This is a genomic window from Bradyrhizobium nivariense (assembly GCF_029846695.2).
Lineage (GTDB): Bacteria > Pseudomonadota > Alphaproteobacteria > Rhizobiales > Xanthobacteraceae > Bradyrhizobium.
This window is the reverse complement of sequence record NZ_JARWCR020000007.1, coordinates 170066-191512: the sequence shown is the minus strand read 5'-3', so window position 1 is coordinate 191512 and position 21447 is coordinate 170066. Positions and strand designations below refer to the sequence as shown.

The 21447-nt window shown below is 65.0% G+C and carries 22 protein-coding genes; 10 read left to right on the top strand and 12 right to left on the bottom strand.

Annotated elements, in window-relative coordinates:
• Positions 1-239 precede the first annotated feature (239 nt).
• From QCM77_RS08930 to QCM77_RS08915, 4 genes are all read left to right on the top strand, one after another.
• Complete coding sequence (locus QCM77_RS08930; protein ID WP_279682878.1) at positions 240-710, top strand: chemotaxis protein CheW; 471 nt, start codon at positions 240-242, stop codon at positions 708-710.
• A 73-nt stretch (positions 711-783) separates the two neighbouring features.
• Entirely contained in the window at positions 784-1149 is a 366-nt protein-coding gene (locus QCM77_RS08925) for a response regulator (RefSeq protein WP_007600538.1), read from the top strand.
• A gap of 75 nt (positions 1150-1224) precedes the next feature.
• A complete protein-coding gene (locus QCM77_RS08920; protein ID WP_279666846.1) occupies positions 1225-2415 on the top strand; it encodes a protein-glutamate methylesterase/protein-glutamine glutaminase in 1191 nt (396 codons plus the stop codon).
• Positions 2412-3284 carry a CheR family methyltransferase gene (locus tag QCM77_RS08915; RefSeq protein ID WP_279666848.1) on the top strand — a complete coding sequence of 291 codons (873 nt, stop codon included), beginning with the start codon at positions 2412-2414 and terminating at the stop codon, positions 3282-3284. The genes QCM77_RS08920 and QCM77_RS08915 overlap by 4 nt, the downstream gene beginning before the upstream one ends.
• A gap of 46 nt (positions 3285-3330) precedes the next feature.
• Here QCM77_RS08915 and QCM77_RS08910 read toward each other — a convergent pair whose 3' ends face one another.
• The 4 genes from QCM77_RS08910 to ctrA all read right to left on the bottom strand — a co-directional run bounded on the left by QCM77_RS08910 (position 3331) and on the right by ctrA (position 6174).
• Positions 3331-4491 (bottom strand): glutathionylspermidine synthase family protein, encoded by a 1161-nt coding sequence (locus QCM77_RS08910; protein ID WP_279682876.1) that lies wholly within the window; start codon positions 4489-4491, stop codon positions 3331-3333.
• Between the two features lie 3 nt (positions 4492-4494).
• On the bottom strand, positions 4495-4884 hold the full coding sequence (locus tag QCM77_RS08905) for a hypothetical protein (RefSeq protein WP_279666850.1): 390 nt from the start codon (positions 4882-4884) through the stop codon (positions 4495-4497).
• A gap of 14 nt (positions 4885-4898) precedes the next feature.
• Complete coding sequence (locus tag QCM77_RS08900) at positions 4899-5303, bottom strand: DUF350 domain-containing protein (RefSeq protein WP_007600543.1); 405 nt, start codon at positions 5301-5303, stop codon at positions 4899-4901.
• Between the two features lie 169 nt (positions 5304-5472).
• Positions 5473-6174, bottom strand: coding sequence for a response regulator transcription factor CtrA (gene ctrA / locus QCM77_RS08895; protein WP_007600544.1), 702 nt, complete (start codon positions 6172-6174; stop codon positions 5473-5475).
• Between the two features lie 432 nt (positions 6175-6606).
• Here ctrA and fliI point away from each other — a divergent pair, with 432 nt between their 5' ends.
• From fliI to QCM77_RS08865, 6 genes are all read left to right on the top strand, one after another.
• Complete coding sequence (gene fliI, locus QCM77_RS08890; RefSeq protein WP_279666854.1) at positions 6607-7932, top strand: flagellar protein export ATPase FliI; 1326 nt, start codon at positions 6607-6609, stop codon at positions 7930-7932.
• A gap of 121 nt (positions 7933-8053) precedes the next feature.
• Positions 8054-8473 (top strand): flagellar export protein FliJ, encoded by a 420-nt coding sequence (gene fliJ / locus QCM77_RS08885; RefSeq protein ID WP_007606301.1) that lies wholly within the window; start codon positions 8054-8056, stop codon positions 8471-8473.
• Positions 8474-8680: 207 nt separating this feature from the next.
• Entirely contained in the window at positions 8681-9226 is a 546-nt protein-coding gene (locus QCM77_RS08880) for a sigma-70 family RNA polymerase sigma factor (RefSeq protein ID WP_279666855.1), read from the top strand.
• An 82-nt stretch (positions 9227-9308) separates the two neighbouring features.
• Positions 9309-10367 carry an anti-sigma factor gene (locus tag QCM77_RS08875; protein ID WP_279666856.1) on the top strand — a complete coding sequence of 353 codons (1059 nt, stop codon included), beginning with the start codon at positions 9309-9311 and terminating at the stop codon, positions 10365-10367.
• Positions 10368-10734: 367 nt separating this feature from the next.
• The gene (locus QCM77_RS08870; protein WP_279682874.1) at positions 10735-11694 is read left to right on the top strand and encodes a helix-turn-helix transcriptional regulator; all 960 of its coding nucleotides are present in this window, start codon (positions 10735-10737) and stop codon (positions 11692-11694) included.
• Between the two features lie 142 nt (positions 11695-11836).
• Positions 11837-13057, top strand: a complete 1221-nt coding sequence (locus QCM77_RS08865; protein ID WP_279666858.1) for an NAD(P)/FAD-dependent oxidoreductase — start codon at positions 11837-11839, stop codon at positions 13055-13057.
• 1040 nt (positions 13058-14097) lie between these two features.
• On the opposite strand, the gene QCM77_RS08860 is transcribed toward QCM77_RS08865, so the two are convergent.
• From QCM77_RS08860 to QCM77_RS08825, 8 genes are all read right to left on the bottom strand, one after another.
• A complete protein-coding gene (locus QCM77_RS08860) occupies positions 14098-14298 on the bottom strand; it encodes a hypothetical protein (RefSeq protein ID WP_279666859.1) in 201 nt (66 codons plus the stop codon).
• 293 nt (positions 14299-14591) lie between these two features.
• The gene (flhA, locus tag QCM77_RS08855) at positions 14592-16733 is read right to left on the bottom strand and encodes a flagellar biosynthesis protein FlhA (protein WP_279682872.1); all 2142 of its coding nucleotides are present in this window, start codon (positions 16731-16733) and stop codon (positions 14592-14594) included.
• 298 nt (positions 16734-17031) lie between these two features.
• Positions 17032-17334, bottom strand: coding sequence for a copper-binding protein (locus tag QCM77_RS08850; RefSeq protein ID WP_279666861.1), 303 nt, complete (start codon positions 17332-17334; stop codon positions 17032-17034).
• Positions 17335-17349: 15 nt separating this feature from the next.
• Positions 17350-17805 carry a cupredoxin domain-containing protein gene (locus QCM77_RS08845; RefSeq protein ID WP_279666862.1) on the bottom strand — a complete coding sequence of 152 codons (456 nt, stop codon included), beginning with the start codon at positions 17803-17805 and terminating at the stop codon, positions 17350-17352.
• Positions 17806-17840: 35 nt separating this feature from the next.
• Complete coding sequence (locus tag QCM77_RS08840; RefSeq protein ID WP_279666863.1) at positions 17841-19172, bottom strand: copper oxidase; 1332 nt, start codon at positions 19170-19172, stop codon at positions 17841-17843.
• A gap of 13 nt (positions 19173-19185) precedes the next feature.
• Positions 19186-20610 (bottom strand): TolC family protein, encoded by a 1425-nt coding sequence (locus tag QCM77_RS08835; RefSeq protein ID WP_279666864.1) that lies wholly within the window; start codon positions 20608-20610, stop codon positions 19186-19188.
• Positions 20611-20619: 9 nt separating this feature from the next.
• The gene (locus tag QCM77_RS08830) at positions 20620-20904 is read right to left on the bottom strand and encodes a hypothetical protein (protein ID WP_279666865.1); all 285 of its coding nucleotides are present in this window, start codon (positions 20902-20904) and stop codon (positions 20620-20622) included.
• A 79-nt stretch (positions 20905-20983) separates the two neighbouring features.
• Positions 20984-21424, bottom strand: a complete 441-nt coding sequence (locus QCM77_RS08825) for a hypothetical protein (protein WP_279666866.1) — start codon at positions 21422-21424, stop codon at positions 20984-20986.
• Positions 21425-21447 lie beyond the last annotated feature (23 nt).

The following is a 21447-nucleotide window of genomic DNA, read 5'->3' as shown; positions in this document are numbered from 1 at the left end:
TCTCCGCGCTGGTGTCGCCGGCGGCGATCGAGCGCGGCCGTCAGGCCGGCTTCCACGACTATGTCGCCAAGTTCGACCGTCCCGGTCTGATCGCGGCGCTGAAGGAACAGACCGCGGGCGCCGCCGGCGCCTCCGAGCTGAGCCGGGCAGCGGCCTAAGAGCATGATCCGGAAAAGTGTGAAGCGGTTTTCCGACAAGATCATGCTCAAACAAAATGGCATCGATCAGGAGATACGCACATGACCAAGAAGACCCAGTCCGGCGAAGGCGCCATGGTCGAATACGTCACCGCGATGATCGGCGGCCAGCTGTTCGGCCTGCCGATCTCCCGGGTCCAGGACGTGTTCATGCCCGAGCGCGTCACCCGCGTTCCGCTGTCCTCGCGCGAGATCGCGGGCGTGCTGAACCTGCGCGGCCGCATCGTCACCGTGGTCGACATGCGCGCCCGTCTCGGCCTGCCCAAGCCCGAGGACGGCAAGGCGCCGATGGCGGTCGGCGTCGATCTGCGCGGTGAATCCTACGGCCTCCTGATCGACCAGATCGGCGAGGTGCTGCGGCTTGCCGAGGACGGCATGGAGGAAAACCCCGTCAACCTCGATCCCCGCATGGCCAAGCTCGCCGGCGGCGTCCACCGCCTCGACGGTCAGCTCATGGTCGTCCTCGACGTCGATCGCGTCCTCGAGCTCGCGCCCGAGATGATGGCGGCCTGATACGGCGGCACTGCCGCCGATGGACTTGCAATTGGAAGTGCCCCCGCAAAGGGGGTAGGAAGCAGAGGTTCACATGCGAACTTGTCTCGTCGTTGATGATTCCAGCGTCATCCGCAAGGTTGCGCGCCGGATCCTGGAGGGCCTCGACTTCCAAATTCTCGAAGCCGAGGACGGTGAGAAGGCGTTGGAAGCCTGCAAGCGCGGCTTGCCCGACGCGGTGCTGCTGGACTGGAACATGCCCGTGATGGACGGCTACGAGTTCCTCGGTCATCTCAGGCGCATGCCCGGCGGCGACCAGCCGAAAGTGGTGTTCTGCACCACCGAGAACGACGTCGCGCATATCGCGCGCGCGCTGCATGCCGGCGCCAACGAGTACATCATGAAGCCGTTCGACAAAGACATCGTCACGGCGAAATTCCAGGAAGTCGGCCTTATCTGAGCGACTGCCCGGAGGCTGAACGGATCCTTCGGCGTTGGTCTTCAACTGAACCGTTTCAGTCTGAGTTGGTGAGTAATGAGTGTTGCGTTCGCAGGTAATTCGACCCCGGGCTCGTCGCGGGAAGCCGGACCGTTGCGGGTGATGGTCGTCGATGACTCCGTCGTCATCCGCGGTCTGATCTCGCGCTGGATCGGTGCCGAGCACGATATGGAGGTCGCGGCCTCGCTGCGCACCGGGCTCGAGGCGGTCAACCAGATCGAACGCATCAATCCCGACGTTGCCGTGCTCGACATCGAAATGCCCGAGCTCGACGGCATCTCGGCGCTGCCGCAACTGCTGGCGAAGAAGCGCGATCTCGTCATCATCATGGCCTCGACGCTGACCCGCCGTAACGCGGAGATCAGCTTCAAGGCGCTGTCGCTCGGCGCGGCCGACTACATTCCGAAGCCGGAATCGACGCGCGAGGCGTCGGCTGCGGACATCTTCCACCACGACCTGATCCAGAAGATCCGCCACCTCGGCGCACGGCTGCGCCGCAAGCCCGCGGTTGCGAGCCCGCCGCTGGCGCCCGCGAGCCAGGCTCCGGCCGCACGTGGACCGGCTGTCGCGCGGCCTGCCGCGCCGGCTCCGGCCGTGCATGCGCCGTCGTCCGCGCTGTCCATACGTCCATTCTCGACCCAGGCGCCGAAGGTGCTGCTGATCGGCTCATCGACCGGCGGTCCTCAGGCGCTGATGGCGCTCGTCACCGAGCTCGGCCCGGTGATCGACCGCGTCCCGGTGCTGATCACCCAGCACATGCCGCCGACCTTCACCACCATCCTTGCCGAGCATCTGGCGCGCACGAGCCGGAAGCCGGCGGCCGAGGCGGTCGACGGCGAGCCGGTGAAGCCGGGGCGGATTTATCTGGCTCCCGGCGGCAAGCACATGCGCGTCGTGCGTAGCGGCGCCGACGTGGCGATCGCGCTCGACGACGGCCCCGCCGTCAATTTCTGCAAGCCCGCGGTCGATCCGCTCTTCACCTCCGCCATCGACATCTGGCATGGCGCCATCCTCTCCGTGATCCTGACGGGCATGGGCTCGGACGGCATGCGCGGCGGCAAGGACATCGTTGCCGCCGGCGGCAGCGTCATCGCGCAGGACGAAGCTACGAGCGTGGTCTGGGGCATGCCGGGTGCGGCGGCCAATGCCGGCATCTGCGCGGCGATCCTGCCGCTCAACCAGATCGGCGCCAGGGTCAATCGCCTGTTCGCGGGAGACCGCTCGTGACGCCGGTCGACTACGACTATCTGCGCAAGTTCCTGAAAGAGCGCTCCGGGCTCGATCTCTCCCCGGACAAGCAGTATCTGGTCGAGAGCCGGCTCCTGCCGCTGGCCCGCAAGGCGAGCCTGTCAGGCATTCCCGATCTTGTGCTGAAGATCAGGAACGGCGACGGCCGGCTTGCGAGCGACGTGGTCGAAGCGATGACCACCAACGAGACCTTCTTCTACCGCGACAAGATTCCGTTCGATCACTTACGCGAAACCATCCTGCCGGGCCTGATCCAGGCGCGCGCGGCGCGCAAGAGCTTGCGGATCTGGTCGGCGGCGTCCTCGACGGGGCAGGAGCCCTATTCGATCGCGATGTGCGTGAAGGAGATGGGCGCGGCTTTCGCCGGCTGGCGCATCGAGATCGTCGCGACCGATCTGTCGCAGGAGGTGCTGGAGAAATCCAAGGCCGGCGTCTACAGCCAGTTCGAGGTGCAGCGCGGCCTGCCGATCCAGCACCTGATGAAGTACTTCACGCAAACAGGCGAGCTCTGGCAGCTCAATGCCGACATTCGCGCCATGGTGCAGTTCCGCCAGCTCAATCTGCTGCAGGATTTCTCCCATCTCGGCACGTTCGACGTGATCTTCTGCCGCAACGTGCTGATCTATTTCGACCAGGCCACCAAGGCGGTGATCTTCGAGCGCATGGCGAAGGGGCTGGAGACCGACGGCACGCTGCTGCTTGGCGCTGCCGAATCCGTCGTCGGCATCACCGACGCGTTCCGCCCGATCGTTGACCGCCGCGGTCTCTATCAGCTCAACCCGACACGCTCCGGCCGCCCGATGGGCGGATTGATGCCGCCGTCGTTGAAGGTGGCAGCGGCGCGCTGATGCTTCTTCCTTTTCCCACAAGGGGAGAAGGGAAAAAGAGCGGCCCTCACAGGATCGCATGCGGCAGAAACCGTGAGCCGTTGCCGGTGATCGGGCCCTCGTCCTCGCGGATCGACAGGCCGCAGGGTTCGTGATCCACCAGCCAGCTTCCCACCACCGGGTAGAAGCCTGAAAAGTTCGGCAGCGGTGACAATGCCTGCCGCACGAATCCTTCGGCGCCGTAGGGTCCTGCCTGCTGGTCGAGCGGCATTCCGCCGGATACCAGCGTGACATTGGCGCCTTCGCGCGACAGCAGCGGCTTGCGCACATAGGAGCTGCCGAGTTCGGCTGCCCGCGGATCGTCCTCGAAGAACGCCGGCAGCAGATTGGGATGGTTCGGAAACATCTCCCAGAGCAGCGGCAGGATGCCCTTGTTGGAGAGCACCGCCTTCCACGGCGGCTCGATCCAGCGTGTCGGCGCGTCCTTGAGCCTTGCGCCGAAGGCGTCGTGGAACATCCATTCCCAGGGATAGAGCTTGAAGGCGAGCGCGATGTCGCGGTCGTCGAGATCGACGAAGCCGCCGGCATCATTGCGCCAGCCGATCGCCTCGATGTCGAGCAGCGTGGTAGCCAGTCCCGCCTGGCGCGCAGTGTCTTCGAGATAAGCGAGCGTGCCGGCGTCCTCCGCATTGCCTGTAGTGCCGGTGAGATGGACATGGCGGCCTGCTGCAATCTGCTTCCACGCTTCGATCAGTCGTTCGTGGATGGAGTTGAACTGGTCGGCCCGCGACGGGATGATGCGCCGTTCGATCGCCTGTTCGAGCCAGGTCCACTGAAACACCGCGGCTTCGAAAATCGAGGTCGGCGTATCCGCGTTGTATTCGAGCAGCTTTGCCGGTCCCTTGCCGTCGAATTTCAGATCGAGCCGGCCATAGAGGCTGCGGTCGTCACGGCCCCAGCTCTCGGCGATCAAGCCCCAGAACGCGTCGGGAATCTTCAAGCGCCGCAGATGGCGCTCGTCGCCGATCACGCGGCCGGCGAGCTCCAGGCACATCGCGTCGATCTCGCCGGTCGGTGTCTCGATGCCGCGCTCGATCTCGTCGAGCGTGAAGGCGTAGTAGGCGCGCTCGTCCCAATAGCGCTCGCCGTCGATGGTGTGGAAGGCGAAGCCGCATTGTTCGGCGGTCTGCCGCCAGTCGTCGCGCTCGGGGCAGACGATGCGTTGCATGGGTCAGCCGCCGCCCGAGAAGCCATGACCAGACGAGCCGAAGCCGCCGCGGCTCACGCCGCCGGAGCCTGAATCGGACGACGTTCCCGACGAGGAATGGCTCGAGGAGTCGCTGCTGAAGAAACTCGATCGCGACGACCAGCGCGAGCTGCCGCCGCCGCCCGACGAGCTGCTTCTGCTGCATGCCGCGCTCGTCTGCCCGGGCACCGAGCCGGCAGGCGGGGGCTCGCAAGTCTGCCGCGGCATCAGCGTGTAGGCGGTGGTGCCGACCGCGATCGTGCCCATCACCAGCAGCGCGACATGGCCGGAGCGCTTCACCGGCTGTTGCGGAGGTGGCGGCCCGGCCGCCGGCCGGCGTTTGCCGAACTGCTTTTTGGAGGGTTTGTCGGCCATATCAGTGGATCATGTCAGTAGATCATGCAGGCGGCGTTGAGCAGGCCCGCGGCGAGCGAGGACAGTCCGAGCCAGATGGCAGCTGCAAGCTCGCCGGCGGCAATCCGCGCCGACAGGTTCGGCACCGGCACTCTCACCAGAAAGAACACGACGATCTGGACGATCAGCGCGATCATCGCCCAGATCAGGCAGTCCAGCACATTGGCCGAATGCGCGATCGCGCTCACCAGCGGCGCCACGAAGCCCAGCAGGCTGAGGCCGAGCGCGATCGCCGCAGCCGGATCGTTGTCGCGGATCAGCTGGAATTCGTTATGCGCCGTGATGCGGGTGTAGGCGAACAGATACGCCACGATCGCGATCAGCCCGGTGCAGAAATAGACCAGGAAGGCGGGCAGGCCAGCCAGTGATTGCAGGATCATCGTTCCCCCATCGTGCAGCGACCATTCGTCGGCTGGAGGAAGATAGCGGTTCAATGGCGGGGAGGACGACGAGGCCGCGTTCGCGTCCCCAAAAAAACAAAACCCCGCCATTTGCGGCGGGGTCCAGGCTGGGAGGAGCGAGCCCGAAGGGCTCGCGGCAGAACCCTGATCAGGCGGGAATGCGCTCTTCGACCTCGTGCGGCTCGCGCAGCACGTAGCCGCGGCCCCACACGGTCTCGATGAAGTTGCGGCCTTCCGAGGCATTGGCGAGCTTCTTGCGGAGCTTGCAGATGAAGACGTCGATGATCTTCAGCTCCGGCTCGTCCATGCCGCCATAGAGGTGGTTGAGGAACATTTCCTTGGTGAGGGTCGTACCCTTGCGGAGCGAGAGCAGCTCCAGCATCTGGTATTCCTTGCCGGTCAGGTGCACGCGCTGGCCGCCGACTTCGACCGTCTTGGTGTCGAGGTTGACGACGAGGTCGCCGGTCTGGATGACCGACTGGGCATGGCCCTTGGAGCGGCGCACGATCGCGTGGATGCGGGCAACCAGCTCGTCCTTGTGGAAGGGCTTGGTCATGTAGTCGTCGGCGCCGACGCCGAGACCCTTGACCTTGTCCTCGATGCCGGCGAGGCCGGAGAGGATCAGAATTGGTGTCTTGATCTTGGAGACCCGGAGCTGCTTGAGCACGTCGTAGCCGGACATGTCGGGCAGGTTGAGGTCGAGAAGGATAATGTCGTAATCGTATAATTTACCGAGATCGACGCCTTCTTCCCCCAAATCGGTCGTGTAGACGTTGAAGCTCTCAGACTTCAACATCAGCTCGATCGACTGCGCGACGGCGCTGTCATCTTCAATCAGCAAAACGCGCATGCCAGTTCCCCATAGTCGCCGCTCCTGGGCGTCAGGTCGGCCGCATTCGCGGCACACAACAAAACGCCTTTGAACAACTGATTCGGATCCTGACAACAGATGGTTAACAAATTCTGATTCTGGAACGCAAGCCCTGTGGATGCAATTTTCGTCGAATCGCCCTAAGGTCTTGTGTGTGAAGCAGCTTTCGTTATCCGGTTGCGTTCAAGTTCCACTTTAAGAGACGGGCCTAACCGACTCCCGCGACTCAGCCTTCTTCTGAAGGGGAGCCACGCTCAGTCACAAAGACAGTGACGCAATGATTAACGATGCGGGTAAACACGAAGTTAAGCGCCGTTCAGAAATATGGCGAAACTTAAGGTTTCCGCCGCGAAGCCCGGGATTACGAAGGCGATCACCTTATGAAGGCCCTCCTATGAAGGCTCTCTCTTAATGAAGGCTCTTGCCGAACAGATCGGCGACATCGACGGCGTCAACATTTATGGCCGCGTGGTCGGCGTGCGCGGCCTGATGGTCGAGGTGGCCGGCCCGATCCATGCGATGTCGGTCGGCGCGCGGCTCGTGATCGAGACCGGGGGCAACCGTTCCATTCCCTGCGAGGTGATCGGCTTCTCCGGCAACAATGCCGTCGTGATGCCGTTCGCCGGCCTCGACGGCGTGCGGCGCGGCTGCAAGGCGGTCATCGCCAATGCCGCAAATCAGGTGCGGCCTTGCGCGGCCTGGCTCGGCCGCGTCGTCAATGCACTGGGCGAGCCGATCGACGGCAAGGGGCCGCTGCCGCAGGGCCCGGCGCCGATGCCATATCGCAATTCGCCGCCGCCGGCGCACTCGCGCAAGCGCGTCGGCGCGCCGCTCGATCTCGGCGTGCGCGCGATGAACACGTTCCTGACCTGCTGCCGCGGCCAGCGCATGGGCATCTTCGCTGGTTCCGGCGTCGGCAAGTCGGTGCTGCTGTCGATGCTCGCGCGCAACGTCGATGCCGCGGTCAGTGTCATCGGGCTGATCGGCGAACGCGGCCGCGAGGTGCAGGAGTTCTTGCAGGACGACCTCGGCGAGGAGGGCCTGGCGCGCTCCGTCGTGGTGGTCGCGACCTCCGACGAGCCGGCGCTGATGCGCCGCCAGGCCGCGTATCTGACGCTCGCGGTCGCCGAATATTTTCGCGACGAGGAGCAGGACGTCCTTTGCCTGATGGATTCGGTGACGCGCTTTGCCATGGCCCAGCGCGAGATCGGCCTGTCCGCGGGCGAGCCGCCGACCGCCAAGGGCTACACGCCGACCGTCTTCACCGAGCTGCCGAAGCTTCTGGAGCGCGCCGGTCCGGGCCTGGGGGAGGGCGCCATCACGGCGATCTTCACGGTGCTGGTCGATGGCGACGACCATAACGAGCCGATCGCGGATGCCGTCCGCGGCATCCTCGACGGCCACATCGTGATGCAGCGTTCGATCGCCGAACGCGGCCGCTATCCCGCCATCAACATCCTCAAATCCGTCTCCCGCACCATGCCGAAATCGGCCGACCCGCAGTTCTGGCCGACCATCCAGCGGGCGCGCCAGGTGATGGCAACCTATGCCGACATGGAGGAATTGATCCGGCTCGGGGCCTACCGCGCCGGCTCCAGCCCCGAGGTCGACGAGGCGATCCGCCTGCACGAGCCGCTGGAGGCCTTCCTGCGCCAGCGCAAGGACGAAGGCGCCTCGCTTGCCGACGGCTACCGCCAACTTGCGCAAATCCTCGGTAATTTGGAAACGGAACGCTAACTTTGTCCCGTCATCATCCCATCCCACAGAGTAGCAGAGCCGGTCTTGGCCCCAGTCGGGCCTGTGGGGCGACCGGTGTTGTCCCACGTGCAGCCAAGGGACTTCTGGGGAGTACGAGTCGATGAAGTCACGTGATACCCTTATCCGCCTGAAGAAGTTTCAGGTCGACGAGAAGCGCCGCCGGGTCACCCAGATCGAGACCATGATCGCCGACTTCCAGCGGATGTCGACCGATCTCGAACGCGAGATCTCGACCGAGCAGGAGCGCGCCGGGATCAATGATCCCTCGCACTTCGCCTATCCGACCTATGCCAAGGCTGCCATCCAGCGCCGCGAAAACCTGACCCGCTCGGCCGACGAGCTGAAGGGCCAGCTCGACGAAGCCAAGGCCGCGCTGGCCGAAGCCTTCGAGGAGCTGAAGAAGGTCGAGCTCCTCGACGAGCGCGATCAGGCCCGCGAACGCGCCGAGGAAAACGCCCGCGAGCAGGCCGATCTCGACAGCATCGGCCTGATGCGCGCCCGCATGGGCGCCGTCGCCTGAGGCGCTAGCCGCCAGATCCGCGAGAATTTGCAAAACCCGGACCCCAAAACCCGGACCCCAAATCCCGGACCCCAAGGGTCCGGGTTTTCGCATGTGCTGTCCACAGTGTGGCGGCGCGGCCCCTTGGTGGTCGGGTTTGTCGCGCGCTATGGTGGCGGAGTGCCAGGGCTTGCGCGGAACGCGACGGGCCGCGCATTGGGGGGCTGAATGCTGACGCCAGCAGAGCTGGTCGGGCTGATCGGGGCGGTAGCGCAGGGCGATCAGGCCGCGTTCGAGCGCCTCTACGTCGCCACGCGCGCGAAACTCTATGGCGTCGTGCTCCGTATCTTGCGCCGACAGGATCTCGCAGAGGAGGTCATTCAGGAGACCTACGTCAAGATCTGGAACAGTGCCGGCCGGTTCAATCCCGCTCTGTCGTCGCCGATTACGTGGATGGCGTCGATCGCGCGCAATCGCGCCATCGACATCGTGCGCAAGAAGACGGAAGTCTCCATCGAGGAAGAGCCGCAGGCGATGGAAGTCGCGGCCGACAGCCCCGATCCGCTGGCGCGGAGGGAGATGACCGAGGAATTGAAGCGGCTCCTGGAATGTATCGGCCGGCTCGAGCCGGACCGTCAGAGGCTCGTGCTTCTCGCCTATTACAACGGCTGGAGCCGCGAGCAATTGGCGGAGAAATTCGCGGCGCCCGTCAATACGGTGAAGACGTGGCTGCGGCGCAGCATGTTGGATATTCGCGAGTGCCTTGGACTATGAGGGCTTGGACTATGAGGGCTTGGGCTATGAGAGCTTGGGCCATGAGAGCTCATACTGTGAGGGTGGGTCTGGACCGCAAGTGATGGCCTATACGGAGGACCATATCGCGCTCGCCGCGGAATATGCGCTCGGTACGCTCGACGCCGACGAGCGCGCGCAGGTCGAGACCATGATGGCGGTGGACAAGGCGTTCGCCGGGATCGTGCAGGCCTGGGCTTACCGGATCGGCGTCCTCAACCAGATGGTCGGCTCGATCGAGCCGCGTCCGATCGTGTGGGAGAACATCAGGTCCGAGCTCGAGCGGACGGCCTTTGCGCAGGAGCCGCCGGCGCTGCCGGACGTCGCGCCGCCGCCACCCGTGGCGGAGTTTTCTTCGTTCGACGCCGAGCCTCCGGAGCTGCCGTCGGAGGATATGCAGCAACCGGGGCCGCAGCCTCCCGAAGCGGAGCAGGGCGAAACGGCGCGACCGGCGTCCGATGCGATTCCCGACGTCGTGCCGATCTTCATGCCGCAGGTCCATGCGCCGGACCCGGAGGTCGCGCGCGCGCCGCAGGCGCCGGTCGCGGACAACAGCAATGTGATCCGGCTCGAGGGCCGCGTGAAGCGCTGGCGCACCATCGCATCCGCCGTCGGTGCGCTCGCGGCCGCGCTGCTCGTGACGCTGTCGCTTCAGATCTTCCAGCCCGAGGCGTTGCCGGGCGGCTTGCGACCGGCAGCGCGCATCCAGACGGTCGAGGTGAAGACGCCGGCGCCGCTGCCGGCGTCGTCGCAATATGTCGCGCTGTTGCAGGGCCAGGGCGGCGGTCCCGCCTTCATCCTCACCATCGACGGTGCGACCAGGAACTTCACCGTGCGCAAGGTCGGCGCGACACCGGAGCCCGGCAAGAGTTTCGAGCTCTGGCTGATCTCCGACAAGCTGCCGCGCCCGCGCTCGCTCGGTGTGATCGGCGCAGGCGATTTCACCGCACGACCGGTGCTCGGTTCGTACGATGCCGACGTCGTCAACGGCGCGACCTACGCCGTCACCCTCGAGCAGGCCGGCGGCTCGACGAGCGGCCAGCCGACCTCGGCGCCGGTATTTTCCGGCAAGCTGATCGAGACTGTGCCGCCGCCACAGCCGCAGGCGCCGGCGAAGAAGTAGGTTTCCATTGTCGTCCTGGCGAAAGCCAGGACCCATTACCCCAAGAGCTTGACCCCAAGAGCTTGTTGCGAGAGTGAGCCGTGGCCACACGGGTGAGCAACCACTCACTCCTGGGGTAATGGGTCCTGGATCGGCGCTCGCTCTGCTCGCTTGTCCAGGACGACACCGGGGAGGCATTGGACGCTTCAACATCGTCGTAGCAATGCCTGATCGGCTCCTGTCGCCACGGTCCATCCCGCCGTCGTATTCCGACAAATTCCGCCGAATCCACTCCCGATTTGAACCTCCGCGCATGTCGCGGCGTCAAATGCCCGGAATTTGCAGTCGGCGCCGCCGATCATGGTGCCGGAGAGGGGCGAGAAATCAGATGGATGCAGCGAAAACGTCGGGCATCTTCGTTCACCAATATGCGGGGCTGCCACACGGCCCGGCCTTCGAACATTGGCGCGAGCGGACCTTCGGGTCCTGCGGCCTGGATATCGGGCCGAGCCGCGGCGACAGCATCGATTGCCGGCTCCAGGTCAGCGTGGTCGATAATATCGCGCTCGCCATTCCTGAAGGCGCCTCCGCGCAATATTCACGCACCCAGAGCCACCTTGCCGACGGCAGCGACGATCTCGTCCTGATCGCGGCACATGCGGGTCTCGTCCGCGTCGGGCAGAACGGCCATACTGTGGAGCTCACGCCGGAGCAGATGGTGCTCGTCGACATGGGCATCACCGGTACCGTCGGCCATACCAACGAAGATCGCTTCACCACCATCCGCATGCCGCGCCGCGCGCTGCTCGACATCAATCCGCGCGCCGAGGACAAGCTGTCGCGAGTGCTCTCGGACGGCGCGGTCGCCGAGACGGTCTTCCGCTACCACTCCCTGGCCGCGCATCACGCGCCGCATCTCGACGCCATCGGCCAGCGCCTCACCGCGCAGCACATGGTCGATCTCGTCGGCCTCCTGCTCGGCACCGATGCCGACCATGCAAGTCTGGCGCGCGGCCGCGGCCAGGCGGCGGCCCGTCTCGATCTCATGCGCACCGACGTGATGGCTGCGCTTGGCCGCAACGATCTCTGTCTGTCCGAGATCGCCACGCGCTCCGGCCTGAGCCCGCGCCAGGCACAGCGCCTGTTCGAGCAGGCCGGAACGACCTTCACCGAATTCGTGCTGGAGCAGCGCCTGCTGCAGGCGCGCAAGCTGCTCGGCGATCCCCGCGCCATGGCGCGCAAGATCAGCGACATCGCGCACTCATCGGGCTTCTCGGATCTGTCCTATTTCAACCGTGCCTTCCGCAAGCGCTTTGGCGCGACGCCGTCGGAACTGCGCGAGGCCTGAGCCACGCTGAGAATTTGTGCTGCGCGCCAGTACCATCGCAGTTGGTCCGCCCGGCCGGATCAGCTATATCTGTCGGTGCGGTCAGACGGCTCGATCGCTTTTCGTGTCCTTTTCGTTTCCTCGGGAAATGCAGTCAACGGACATGGCGCGTATCGTCGTGCTCGGCGCCGGATTTGCAGGTCTGTGGGCGGCCATCGGTGCCGCACGCAAGCGCGACGAGATCGGTACGGCCGGCCGTGACATCGAGATCCGTCTCGTCGATCGCAATCCCTATCACAACATCCGCGTCCGCAATTACGAGGCCGATCTCAGCGATGTCGCGCTTCCGCTGCCGCAACTGCTCGATCCGATCGGCGTCAGTCACGGGATTGGCGAGGTCGAAGCCATCAATCCGGCACGGCGCGAGATTTCGCTGGTCACCGGCTACGGCGACGAGACGCTGGCCTATGACCGGCTGGTGCTGGCGCTCGGCAGCGAAGTGATGCGTCCCGACATTCCCGGCCTTGCCGAGCATGCTTTCGATGTCGATACCTATACTGCGGCGCTCCACCTCGAGGATCATCTCAATTCGCTCGGACGCAGCGCGCCTTCGCCGGGGCGCTCGACGGTCGTCGTGGTTGGCGCCGGCTTCACCGGCATCGAGGTCGCGGCCGAGATGCCCGACAGGCTGGCGCGCGCCGGCATCACCGGCAGCCGTCGCATCATCCTGGTCGATCCCAATCCGGCGGTCGGCGCCACCATCGGCGCGCACGCGCGTCCTGTGATCGAGACGGCATTGGCCTCGCTCGATGTCGAGACGCGGCTCGGCGTCCGCGTCGTGTCCATCGAGGCCGCCGGCATGCGTCTGAGCTCGGGCGAGTTCATTGCGACGCAGACGGTGATCTGGTGTGCGGGGATGCGCGCGAGCCCCTTGGCGGCGAGCTTTCCGGACGCGCGCGATCGCCTCGGGCGCCTTCTCGTCGATCCCTTGATGCGGGTTGCGGATGTCCGCGGTGTGTTCGCGGCCGGCGACGTCGCCTCGAGCGTGGTCGATGGCTTGCATCCGACCGTGATGTCCTGCCAGTTCGCTCGCCCCATGGGCCGCTTCGCCGGCCACAATGTGGTCGCCGATCTCGCGGGCCTGCCGATGCTGCCGCTGCGGATCGACTGGTATGTGACCGTGCTCGATCTCGGCGGCTGGGGCGCGCTCTATACGGAAGGGTGGGACCGCGAAGTCCGCACCATCGGCGCGGCCGCGAAGGCAACCAAAGCGACCATCAACCGCAAGCGCATCTATCCGCCGCTCACCGGGAGCAAGGACGAGCTCTTCGCTGCGGCAGCTCCAACCGTGCAGGCGCCGCCGCCGACCTATGGGGCGCGGTAGTCTCGCCCGATGCTGCGGTGGGTCGGGGACAATCGACGCGCGCCTCGCAAGGACGAGCTTTATGACGCCACCTACAAGCCCTTGTGTTCCCTGACGGGCAAAACACCGAAAAGTCGGTCAATCCGCGGCGTTAAAAATATTCCACTTTACCGAAATTCGGAAACGGCGTATGTGTCGCCTCACTCCGGCCCAAGGAAGAGGGGCGTATCGCGATCGTCACGAACGCGGGCCGGACGGCGGTGGACGTGGGTCACATCGGCGCGAACGGCTTCGCAGGGCGGGCAACCGTGAGCGGAGTCCTCGCGCGCACGACCGGTGTGATCGGCGTACGGCAAAATCGTGTGGTCCTGACGCCCGGGGTCTGTGCGTCAAGTCTTGCGGTGATGTGGCGGCCCGACCGGGCGCGCGCATCGGTCATCTGCACGGCGACGGGGGCAATAGTGCATCGCTCCCCGGGGAGATCACGACATAAGCCGTAAAACCACTGCGCAGGGAAGGCCGGATGTTTGGCTTCACCTGTATGCCGCTGTGCAGATTTCGCTACTGCCTTTCGCACAGTGGACCGCGGGTGCCAGCCGGCACCCGGTCTTCCCTGCGCCCTTCATTTTGAGGGTGACGCGACCAAGCAAAGCTCGGGCGAACAAGCCGCGAGAGGGCGAAGGTGTGTCCATTGAAGATAGGTCTCGTGCCCCGGACGCTGCGCAGCACGAAGTGATGCGCTGCAGAGCCGGGGCCCATGCAGCAGCAAAGTGTCGTGGCACCCGGGGTCCCGGCTCTGCGCAGCAGCGTAAGAACGCTGCAGCGCGTCCGGGACATGGGATCGATGCATCGAGGCTACGCCACACTCCGATAATGTGAGCGCAACGACGAGGTTGAAGCGTGTGCAATTCAAATGAATCGCTACCCCCAGACATGAGAAAGCGCCCGTGGGGGGCGGGCGCTTTCTGTAGTCGACTTGGGGTTGGGGTCGTCTACATATCCACGTGGCGACTTTGGGGGGCTGGTAAAGAGCCGCGTGAATTCCTGAAACTTGGATCTCCTTAGCGAACGAGCGAAACGTTCGAGCTGGTGATAGCGACCGGCTTGCCGGCCTTCATGACGCGAGCGGTCTGGGTCAGGCCTTCGTCTGAACTCGTGCGCGCCGTGATCCCGAAGCCCGCCACCGCGATGCCGGCGACAAGGGCTACGACCACGATCTTGAGGTGGGTCGAGCGATCTGCGCTGTAAATCGAGTGGTTCATGAAGGCTCCTGCCGCCATCTACCCGAAGTAGTCGCCGCCCTGTCTGGGCAGGTTCATGCTTCTGGTGACCAACAACCTAATATTGGGAGGATTCGTTCCCAAGGGGTCATCACAAGAGCGTGACAGGACGTGAAAGGCCGCGATCAAAAGCGGCGCTTTCTCGTGCGATTTCGCAATTATTTCAATGCTGTAATGTGCCTGAAAGGCGCCTTATCGGCCTTTGGTCGACAAGGCGCCGGAAACTCAAAAACCATTTGCCTGTGGCCAAAAAACATACGGCTTCTTAAGGCAAATCAGATGCTTCCGACCGTTTTCAACCTCGCCCTGGGGTGGATTTCGGCCTGCGACAGTACCGTCGTCTGGGCCCGGAACCGCTCGACCAGGGAACGCACGAAGGGACGAATTGCCGCAGAGGTGACCAGCACCGGGGCCTCGCCTTCGCGCGCGGCGCGCTCGAAGGCCTCGCGCACGCCGGTCATGAACTCCGACAGTTTCGAGGGCTGCATGGCGAGGCTGCGCTCCTCGCCCTGGCCGATGATGGATTCGGCAAAGGCTTGTTCCCAACGGGCCGACAGCGCGATCAGCGGCAGATAGCCGTTGTAGGAGGTGTTCTGCGCACAGATCTGCCGCGCTAGGCGGGCGCGGACGTGCTCGACCATGGTGGCGGGATTGCGCGAGAAGGCGAGCGAGTCGGCGATGCCTTCGAGGATGGTCGAGAGGTCGCGGATCGAGATGCGCTCGGCGAGCAGCAGCTGCAGCACGCGCTGGATGCCGGAGACCGTGACCTGTCCCGGCACGATGTCCTTGACCAGCTCGCCCTGCTCCTTCGGCAGCTCCTTGAGCAGCTTCTGCGCCTCGCCGTAGGAGAGCAGGTCCGACATGTTGGCCTTGAGCAGCTCGGTGAGGTGGGTCGAGAGCACGGTCGCGGCGTCGACGACGGTGTAGCCCTTGAGCGAGGCTTCCTCCTTGAGGCTGGCATCGACCCAGGTCGCGGGCAGGCCGAAGGTCGGCTCGGTGGTGTGGATGCCGGGCACCTGCACCTGGCTGCCGCCGGGGTCCATGACCATGAACTGGTTCGGCCAGATCTTGCCGGTGCCGGCGTCGACCTCCTTGATCTTGATGATGTAGGTGTTGGCCTCGAGCTGGACGTTGTCGAGGATGCGCACCGCCGGCATCACAAAGCCCATCTCGATCGCAAGCGAACGGCGCAGCGCCTTGATCTGCTCGGTGAGGCGGTCGGTGCCGTCGGGGCCGTTGACCAGCGGCAGCAGCGCGTAGCCGAGCTCGATCTTGAGGTCGTCGATCTTGAGCGCCGCGGAGATCGGCTCCTCCGCCGCAGCGGAGCCTGGTGCGCCCGGCGTTCCCGGCGCAGGTGCGGTCTTGGCAACTTCGTCAGCTCTGGCAGTCGCCCGGTTGCGGTTGCGGGCGTGCCAGGCGAGCGCGCCGGCGCCGGAACCGAGCGCCAGGAAGGGGATGGTCGGGATGCCGGGCAGGGCAGCCAGCACCAGCATGACCGCCGCGGACATCGCGAGCGCCTGCGGATAGCCCGAGAACTGCTTCATCAGCGCCTTGTCGGCGGCGCCGGAAACGCCGGCCTTGGAGACGAGCAGGCCCGCCGCGGTCGAAACGATCAGCGCCGGCACCTGGGTGACGAGGCCGTCACCGACGGTCAGCAGCGTGTAGCTGCGGCCGGCATCGGCAAACGACAGGCCCTGCTGCGCCACGCCGATGATCATGCCGCCGACGACGTTGATGAAAACGATCAGAAGGCCGGCGATGGCATCGCCGCGGACGAATTTGGAGGCACCGTCCATGGCGCCGAAGAAGCCGCTCTCGTCCTCCAAATCCTTGCGCCGCTGCTTGGCGACCTTCTCGTCGATCAGTCCGGCGGAGAGGTCGGCGTCGATCGCCATCTGTTTGCCGGGCATGGCGTCGAGGTGGAAGCGCGCCGCGACTTCGGCGATACGGCCCGAACCCTTGGTGATGACGACGAAGTTGACGATGATCAGGATGGCGAAGACGATGATACCGATGACGAAATTGCCGCCCATCACGAAGCTGCCGAAGGCTTCGATGACGTGACCGGCGGCATCCGTGCCCTCGTGCCCGTGCGACAGGATCAGGCGGGTCGAGGCCATGTTGAGCGACAGCCGCAGCATGGTCGAGATCAGCAGGACAGTCGGGAAAGCGGAGAATTCCAGCGGCGCCTGGATGAACAGCGACGTCATCAGGATCAGGATCGAGAGCGTGATCGAAATCGCCAGGAACAGGTCCAGCACGATCGCGGGCAGGGGAAGGATCAGCACCACCAGGATGGTGAGGACGCCGAGCGCCAGCGCGATATCGCCGCGCTTGAGGATGTTGCCGATCTCGGCAAGGGTGGGGAAACCGGCGTTCGTGCCGCCTACGCCCTGTCCCGCGGTGACGTCGACCATGGTAGCTGCCTCTCCGCGCGACTGCCGTCCGCGCGCCCCAAATGTCTGCGCGGCGGCCGAAGGGCCGCCGTTCCGAAAGTGAGGTACCGCACTGGCGTCCACAGGGGACTCCCCGTTCTACGCGGCTGACGACACTCGACTCCACCCGGCAATTTTTGCCCGGTGTATGGTTAGCAAAGGGTTAACAAAGGGCGCGGCATGGGGGCGGACCGGAGTATTTCGGGCCGGTCAGGTTGTCATTCCGGGCTCGCGCCAGGGCGGCGCGCTCCGGAATGACCATGGTGGAATGCCGGCGGGCCTATTTCGCCTTCTGGACCTTCGTCACCGTGAACCCCGAGGCCGCCTCCTCGGCTTCAAAAGTCACCTTGTCGCCGACCTTCACCTGCTTGAGCAAGGCGGGGTCGTTGACGCGATAGACCATGGTCATGGGCTCATCCATGCCGAGGCTTTTCGCCGGTCCGTGCTTGAGCGTGATCTTGCCGGCGCCCTCGTCGATCTTCTTGACCTCGCCGCTGATCGCGGCGCCCTGGGCTGCGAGGGCTCCGGTGGCGAGGCTGACGGTCAGCGCCAGCGCCGCGGCGATGCGGATGATGCGATTCATGGGAGTTTGCCCTTGTTACTTCACGGTGACGTGGCCGACCATGCCGTAGTCGCGGTGGTCGGGAATCAGGCAGGAAAATTCGAACGTGCCGGCCTTGCTGAACTTCCAGAGGATCTCGGCCGTCCTGCTCGGCGCGAGCCTGACACCGTTGGGATCGTCGTGCTCCATGTGCGGATGCTTCTTCATCTCCACCGCATGCGCGAGATTCTCCTTGGTGGTGGCGAGCAGGAATTCGTGATCCTCCTTGCCGACGTTGCGCAGCACGAAGCGGATCTGCTCGCCGCGTTTGACCTCGATCCTGGCGGGTGCGTAGTCCATCTCGTTCAGCAGGATCTCGATGGTGCGCGCGGGCTTTTTGGGATCGCCGGGCCCGCCGGCCGAGAAGGTGCCGTGCCCGTGCTGGTTGTGGGCAAACGCCGGCGCGGTCGAAAGCGCAGCCAGCGCGAGACCGAGCTTGATCGTCTTCTTCATTGGTATCTCCAGTTGGTGGTGGTTGATCGAAACGCTCACATCTTCATCTTGTGCATCGGCGTCCCTTGTTGCCGCGCCGGCTCTGGGGCCGGCGGCGTGACCTCATAGGCGACGGTGCCTTGCGGGAATTGGTAGGGGCCGGGATCGCGATAATCGTCGCGCGCGAGGCCCTCGCGGATCTTCATCACAGTGAACATGCCGCCCATCTCGATCGGGCCGAACTGACCGGTGCCGGTCATCATCGGCAGCGTGTTGTCGGGCGCCGGCATCTCCATGTTGCCCATCGCCATGCCGGTCGAGCCCATGGCCATGCTGTCAGGCGCGAGCTTGCCGACGGCCTTGGCGAGATCCTTGCGCGACACGCCGATCAGGTTGCGCATGTCGTGTCCCATCGCATTCATGGTGTGATGCGACTTGTGGCAGTGGAACGCCCAGTCGCCGGGATTGTCGGCGAGAACGTCGAACACGCGCACCGCGCCGACCGGTACGTCCGTCGTCGTCTCCGGATATTGCGCGCTCTCGGGAATCCAGCCGCCGTCGGTGCAGGTCACGGCAAAGCTGTGGCCGTGCAGATGGATCGGATGGTTGGTCATGCTGAGATTGCCGATGCGCACGCGCACCTTGTCGCCGAGCCTGACCGGCAGCGGATCGATGCCGGGAAACACCCGCGCATTCCAGGTCCACATGTTGAAGTCGGTCATTTCGTTGACCTGCGGCAGATATGTGCCGGGATCGACGCGATAGGTGCTCATGACGAAGACGAAGTCGCGGTCGACCGGACGAAAGTTCGGGTCGCGCGGATGCACGACGACCATGCCCATCATGCCCATCGCCATCTGCACCATCTCGTCGGAATGCGGGTGGTACATGAAGGTCCCGCTCTTCTTCATCTCGAACTCGTAGACGAAGGTTTTTCCCGGCTGGATGTGCGGCTGGGTCAGCCCGCCGACACCGTCCATGCCGCTGGGAATGATCATGCCGTGCCAGTGCACGGTGGTGTATTCGGGCAGTCTGTTGGTGACGAAGATGCGGACCTTGTCGCCCTCGACGGCCTCGATCGTCGGGCCCGGCGACTGGCCGTTATAGCCCCACAAATTCACCTTCATGCCCTCGGCGAATTCGCGCACCACGGGCTCGGCGACGAGATGGAATTCCTTCCAGTCGCCGTTCATGCGGAACGGCAGCGACCAGCCGTTCAGCGTGACCACCGGGCGGTAGTCCGGACCACCGATGGGGTGCAGCGGCGGTTGCATCACCACCTTGTCCATGTGCGGGGCTTCCGGAATTGAGGCGGCCTGCGCCCGGCCGCTGACGACGGATGCGCTGGCCAGCGCAGCGCTGCCCAAAAATCCTCGGCGGGAAAACATCGTGGCCTCCATGTCAGTGGCCGCCATCGGCAGGCGCTGCCGCGGCGATGGTGGTTGAAGTGTCGCTGCTGGAAGCAGGTGCGCCGCCGCCGTTGACGGCGGTCTGCAACTCGGACTGGGCGAGGAAGAATTTTTGCCTGGCATCGATTGCACCGCGCAGCGACGCGAGTCGCTGCCGGGCCTCGGTGAGCAAGGCAAAAATATCGATCTGCATGCTGGAGAAGCGGAGCTGCATCTCCTCCGTGATGATCTTGCGCAGCGGCACGATCTCGCGCTGGTAGTGGCTCGCGATGTCGTAGCTGGATCGATAGACCCGATAAGCATCGCGCGCCTCGGAGCGCACATTGACGGCGCGCTCGGTCAAGCGGTTGAAGGCGAGATTGTAGGTCTCCGCCACCTGCCGCACCCGGACCTCGCCGCCGTCGAAGATCGGGATCTGGAATTGCACGTCGAAGCCGCGTTCGCGGAACGGTGCGCCGTCCGGATCCTTGGTGCGGCGGGAGATGCCGGCGAGATCAAGTAGGGTCACGAAGCGCGTCGCCTCGGTGAGGTTCAGCGACGTCGCCAGCGCCGTCAGTTCAAGCCGTGCGATCTGCAAGTCGATGCGATGGGCGACCGCGTCGGCTTCAATTGACGGCAAAGCCTGCGGCCGGCGCGGCAGCGGCGGCAGTTGATTGGGCAGACGAAAATCGAGACCGCCGTCCCACAGTCCCATCAGGCGCGCCAGCCTTTCGCGCGCGCTCGTTGCCGTCTGCCGCCCGGTCGCGAGATCGGCGGTGGTCTCCGCATAAAACACCTGCTCGCGGGCCTGGTCGAGCTTGTTGATCGAACCGGTTTCGCCGAGCTTGACTGCGAGCTGTGCGGTCGATTCCGCCGTCGCCTTTGCGTCCGTCAGCAGCACCACCATCTCGTTGCCGGCAACCGCGCGCAAATACGCGCGGCGGACATCGGCGGCGAGCCGCAACGTCGCCAGCGCCGCGCGCAATTGCGCCTGACGAAAACGGTCGCGGACGATGTCGGAGCGGAACGGCAGGGTGGCGAGCGCGAGGATGTCGCCGACCACCTGGCGCTCGATTTCGCTGGCGCCGTTGCCCGAGATCCGCGAGATCGAGAACACGGGATTGGGCGGCAGGCTCTGCTCGACGAGATCGGTCTCGGCCAGCGCCAGCTCGTTATAGGCGGCTTGCAGTCCCTTGTTGTCGAGCAGTGCGATCTGCACGGCGGTGTCGGCGGTCAGTGTTCGCGAGAGCAGTTGGCGAACGCGCGCGTCGACCGCACCGGCTCCCTCAGTCGTTCGCACGAAGGCGACGTCCTTGTTGATGGTCTGGCTCGTCAGCTCCGAGACGGCATTCATGCCGCTGTCGGGCGAGAATGCGGCGCAGCCCGAGAGAGTGATCGCAGCGAGCACGAGCAGGCTTTGCGCGAAATGGTATGTCATGGCGCGCTCCTACCGGTCTTGCTTGGGCTGCGGCGCGACGTTCTCGTTGCGCTCGCGCCATGGCGCGGGAGTCGCAGGCCGCAGGCTGGTGTACGGCGCAATTGCCGAACGATAGCCGGCGCGCGCGACCTTGGCGGCGGGATCGGCAGGATCAGCGCCGGCGACTTGTGTCGTTGCCGGCACGCAGCCGGACAACGCCAGCGCAGTGGCGGTCAGCAGTGACCAATTAAATAGAAAGTGTCGTCCACGCGCCACAGATGCGGCGGCGGACTTCGCCCCGGAAAGCGTAAGCATGATTCATCCCTGATCCGTCTGAAGACCACAGGCCCGCGCGCGCAGATGCGCGCTCGGCCTGACGTCGTCGCGTGTCAGATCAGGCGATGGGAGGGCGGTAGAGCAGGGGCGGCGCCGCGCTGTGCAGGCTGGCCACGATCTCGGGCGCGCAGGCGGAAACCGGCTGAAGCGGTTTTGCGACGCTGGGCAGGTCGGCCGGCAGCGCAACCACGCACATCATCGCACAGCACGGTCCTGGCGTCCCCTTGCCGTCGTGATGATGTGATGCGGGCGCGTCCTGCGCGGCGGTCTGGTGATGCGCATGTGCCCCCGCGTGGTCATGCGAGAAGTCGCCATGCGCATGGCTCGTCTGTATCTCATGGCTCGTCTGCATCTGATGATGCGCCGGCACGATGTTGGCGGGCACGAAGTCGTCGCCAAGACACGGTGCCGGACCTTGACCCCAGGCGAGGCTTGCGGCCGGCGCGAGCACGCAAAACAGATAGGCGAGGGCAATGATGCGCCCCACCCTGATCCGCATCGATCGTGTCAATCGCAACAACA

What these genes read in the sequence shown, in the direction of transcription:
- QCM77_RS08930 (WP_279682878.1), top strand. Translation starts at nt 240, where the DNA reads ATGACCAAGAAGACCCAGTCCGGCGAAGGCGCCATGGTCGAATACGTC.
- QCM77_RS08835 (WP_279666864.1), bottom strand. Translation starts at nt 20,610, where the DNA reads ATGACATACCATTTCGCGCAAAGCCTGCTCGTGCTCGCTGCGATCACT.
- QCM77_RS08920 (WP_279666846.1), top strand. Translation starts at nt 1,225, where the DNA reads ATGAGTGTTGCGTTCGCAGGTAATTCGACCCCGGGCTCGTCGCGGGAA.
- flhA (WP_279682872.1), bottom strand. Translation starts at nt 16,733, where the DNA reads ATGGTCGACGTCACCGCGGGACAGGGCGTAGGCGGCACGAACGCCGGT.
- QCM77_RS08860 (WP_279666859.1), bottom strand. Translation starts at nt 14,298, where the DNA reads ATGAACCACTCGATTTACAGCGCAGATCGCTCGACCCACCTCAAGATC.
- QCM77_RS08845 (WP_279666862.1), bottom strand. Translation starts at nt 17,805, where the DNA reads ATGAAGAAGACGATCAAGCTCGGTCTCGCGCTGGCTGCGCTTTCGACC.
- QCM77_RS08910 (WP_279682876.1), bottom strand. Translation starts at nt 4,491, where the DNA reads ATGCAACGCATCGTCTGCCCCGAGCGCGACGACTGGCGGCAGACCGCC.
- QCM77_RS08925 (WP_007600538.1), top strand. Translation starts at nt 784, where the DNA reads ATGCGAACTTGTCTCGTCGTTGATGATTCCAGCGTCATCCGCAAGGTT.
- QCM77_RS08825 (WP_279666866.1), bottom strand. Translation starts at nt 21,424, where the DNA reads ATGCGGATCAGGGTGGGGCGCATCATTGCCCTCGCCTATCTGTTTTGC.
- QCM77_RS08840 (WP_279666863.1), bottom strand. Translation starts at nt 19,172, where the DNA reads ATGTTTTCCCGCCGAGGATTTTTGGGCAGCGCTGCGCTGGCCAGCGCA.
- fliJ (WP_007606301.1), top strand. Translation starts at nt 8,054, where the DNA reads ATGAAGTCACGTGATACCCTTATCCGCCTGAAGAAGTTTCAGGTCGAC.
- fliI (WP_279666854.1), top strand. Translation starts at nt 6,607, where the DNA reads ATGAAGGCTCTTGCCGAACAGATCGGCGACATCGACGGCGTCAACATT.
- QCM77_RS08870 (WP_279682874.1), top strand. Translation starts at nt 10,735, where the DNA reads ATGGATGCAGCGAAAACGTCGGGCATCTTCGTTCACCAATATGCGGGG.
- QCM77_RS08850 (WP_279666861.1), bottom strand. Translation starts at nt 17,334, where the DNA reads ATGAATCGCATCATCCGCATCGCCGCGGCGCTGGCGCTGACCGTCAGC.
- ctrA (WP_007600544.1), bottom strand. Translation starts at nt 6,174, where the DNA reads ATGCGCGTTTTGCTGATTGAAGATGACAGCGCCGTCGCGCAGTCGATC.
- QCM77_RS08905 (WP_279666850.1), bottom strand. Translation starts at nt 4,884, where the DNA reads ATGGCCGACAAACCCTCCAAAAAGCAGTTCGGCAAACGCCGGCCGGCG.
- QCM77_RS08900 (WP_007600543.1), bottom strand. Translation starts at nt 5,303, where the DNA reads ATGATCCTGCAATCACTGGCTGGCCTGCCCGCCTTCCTGGTCTATTTC.
- QCM77_RS08875 (WP_279666856.1), top strand. Translation starts at nt 9,309, where the DNA reads ATGGCCTATACGGAGGACCATATCGCGCTCGCCGCGGAATATGCGCTC.
- QCM77_RS08830 (WP_279666865.1), bottom strand. Translation starts at nt 20,904, where the DNA reads ATGCTTACGCTTTCCGGGGCGAAGTCCGCCGCCGCATCTGTGGCGCGT.
- QCM77_RS08880 (WP_279666855.1), top strand. Translation starts at nt 8,681, where the DNA reads ATGCTGACGCCAGCAGAGCTGGTCGGGCTGATCGGGGCGGTAGCGCAG.
- QCM77_RS08865 (WP_279666858.1), top strand. Translation starts at nt 11,837, where the DNA reads ATGGCGCGTATCGTCGTGCTCGGCGCCGGATTTGCAGGTCTGTGGGCG.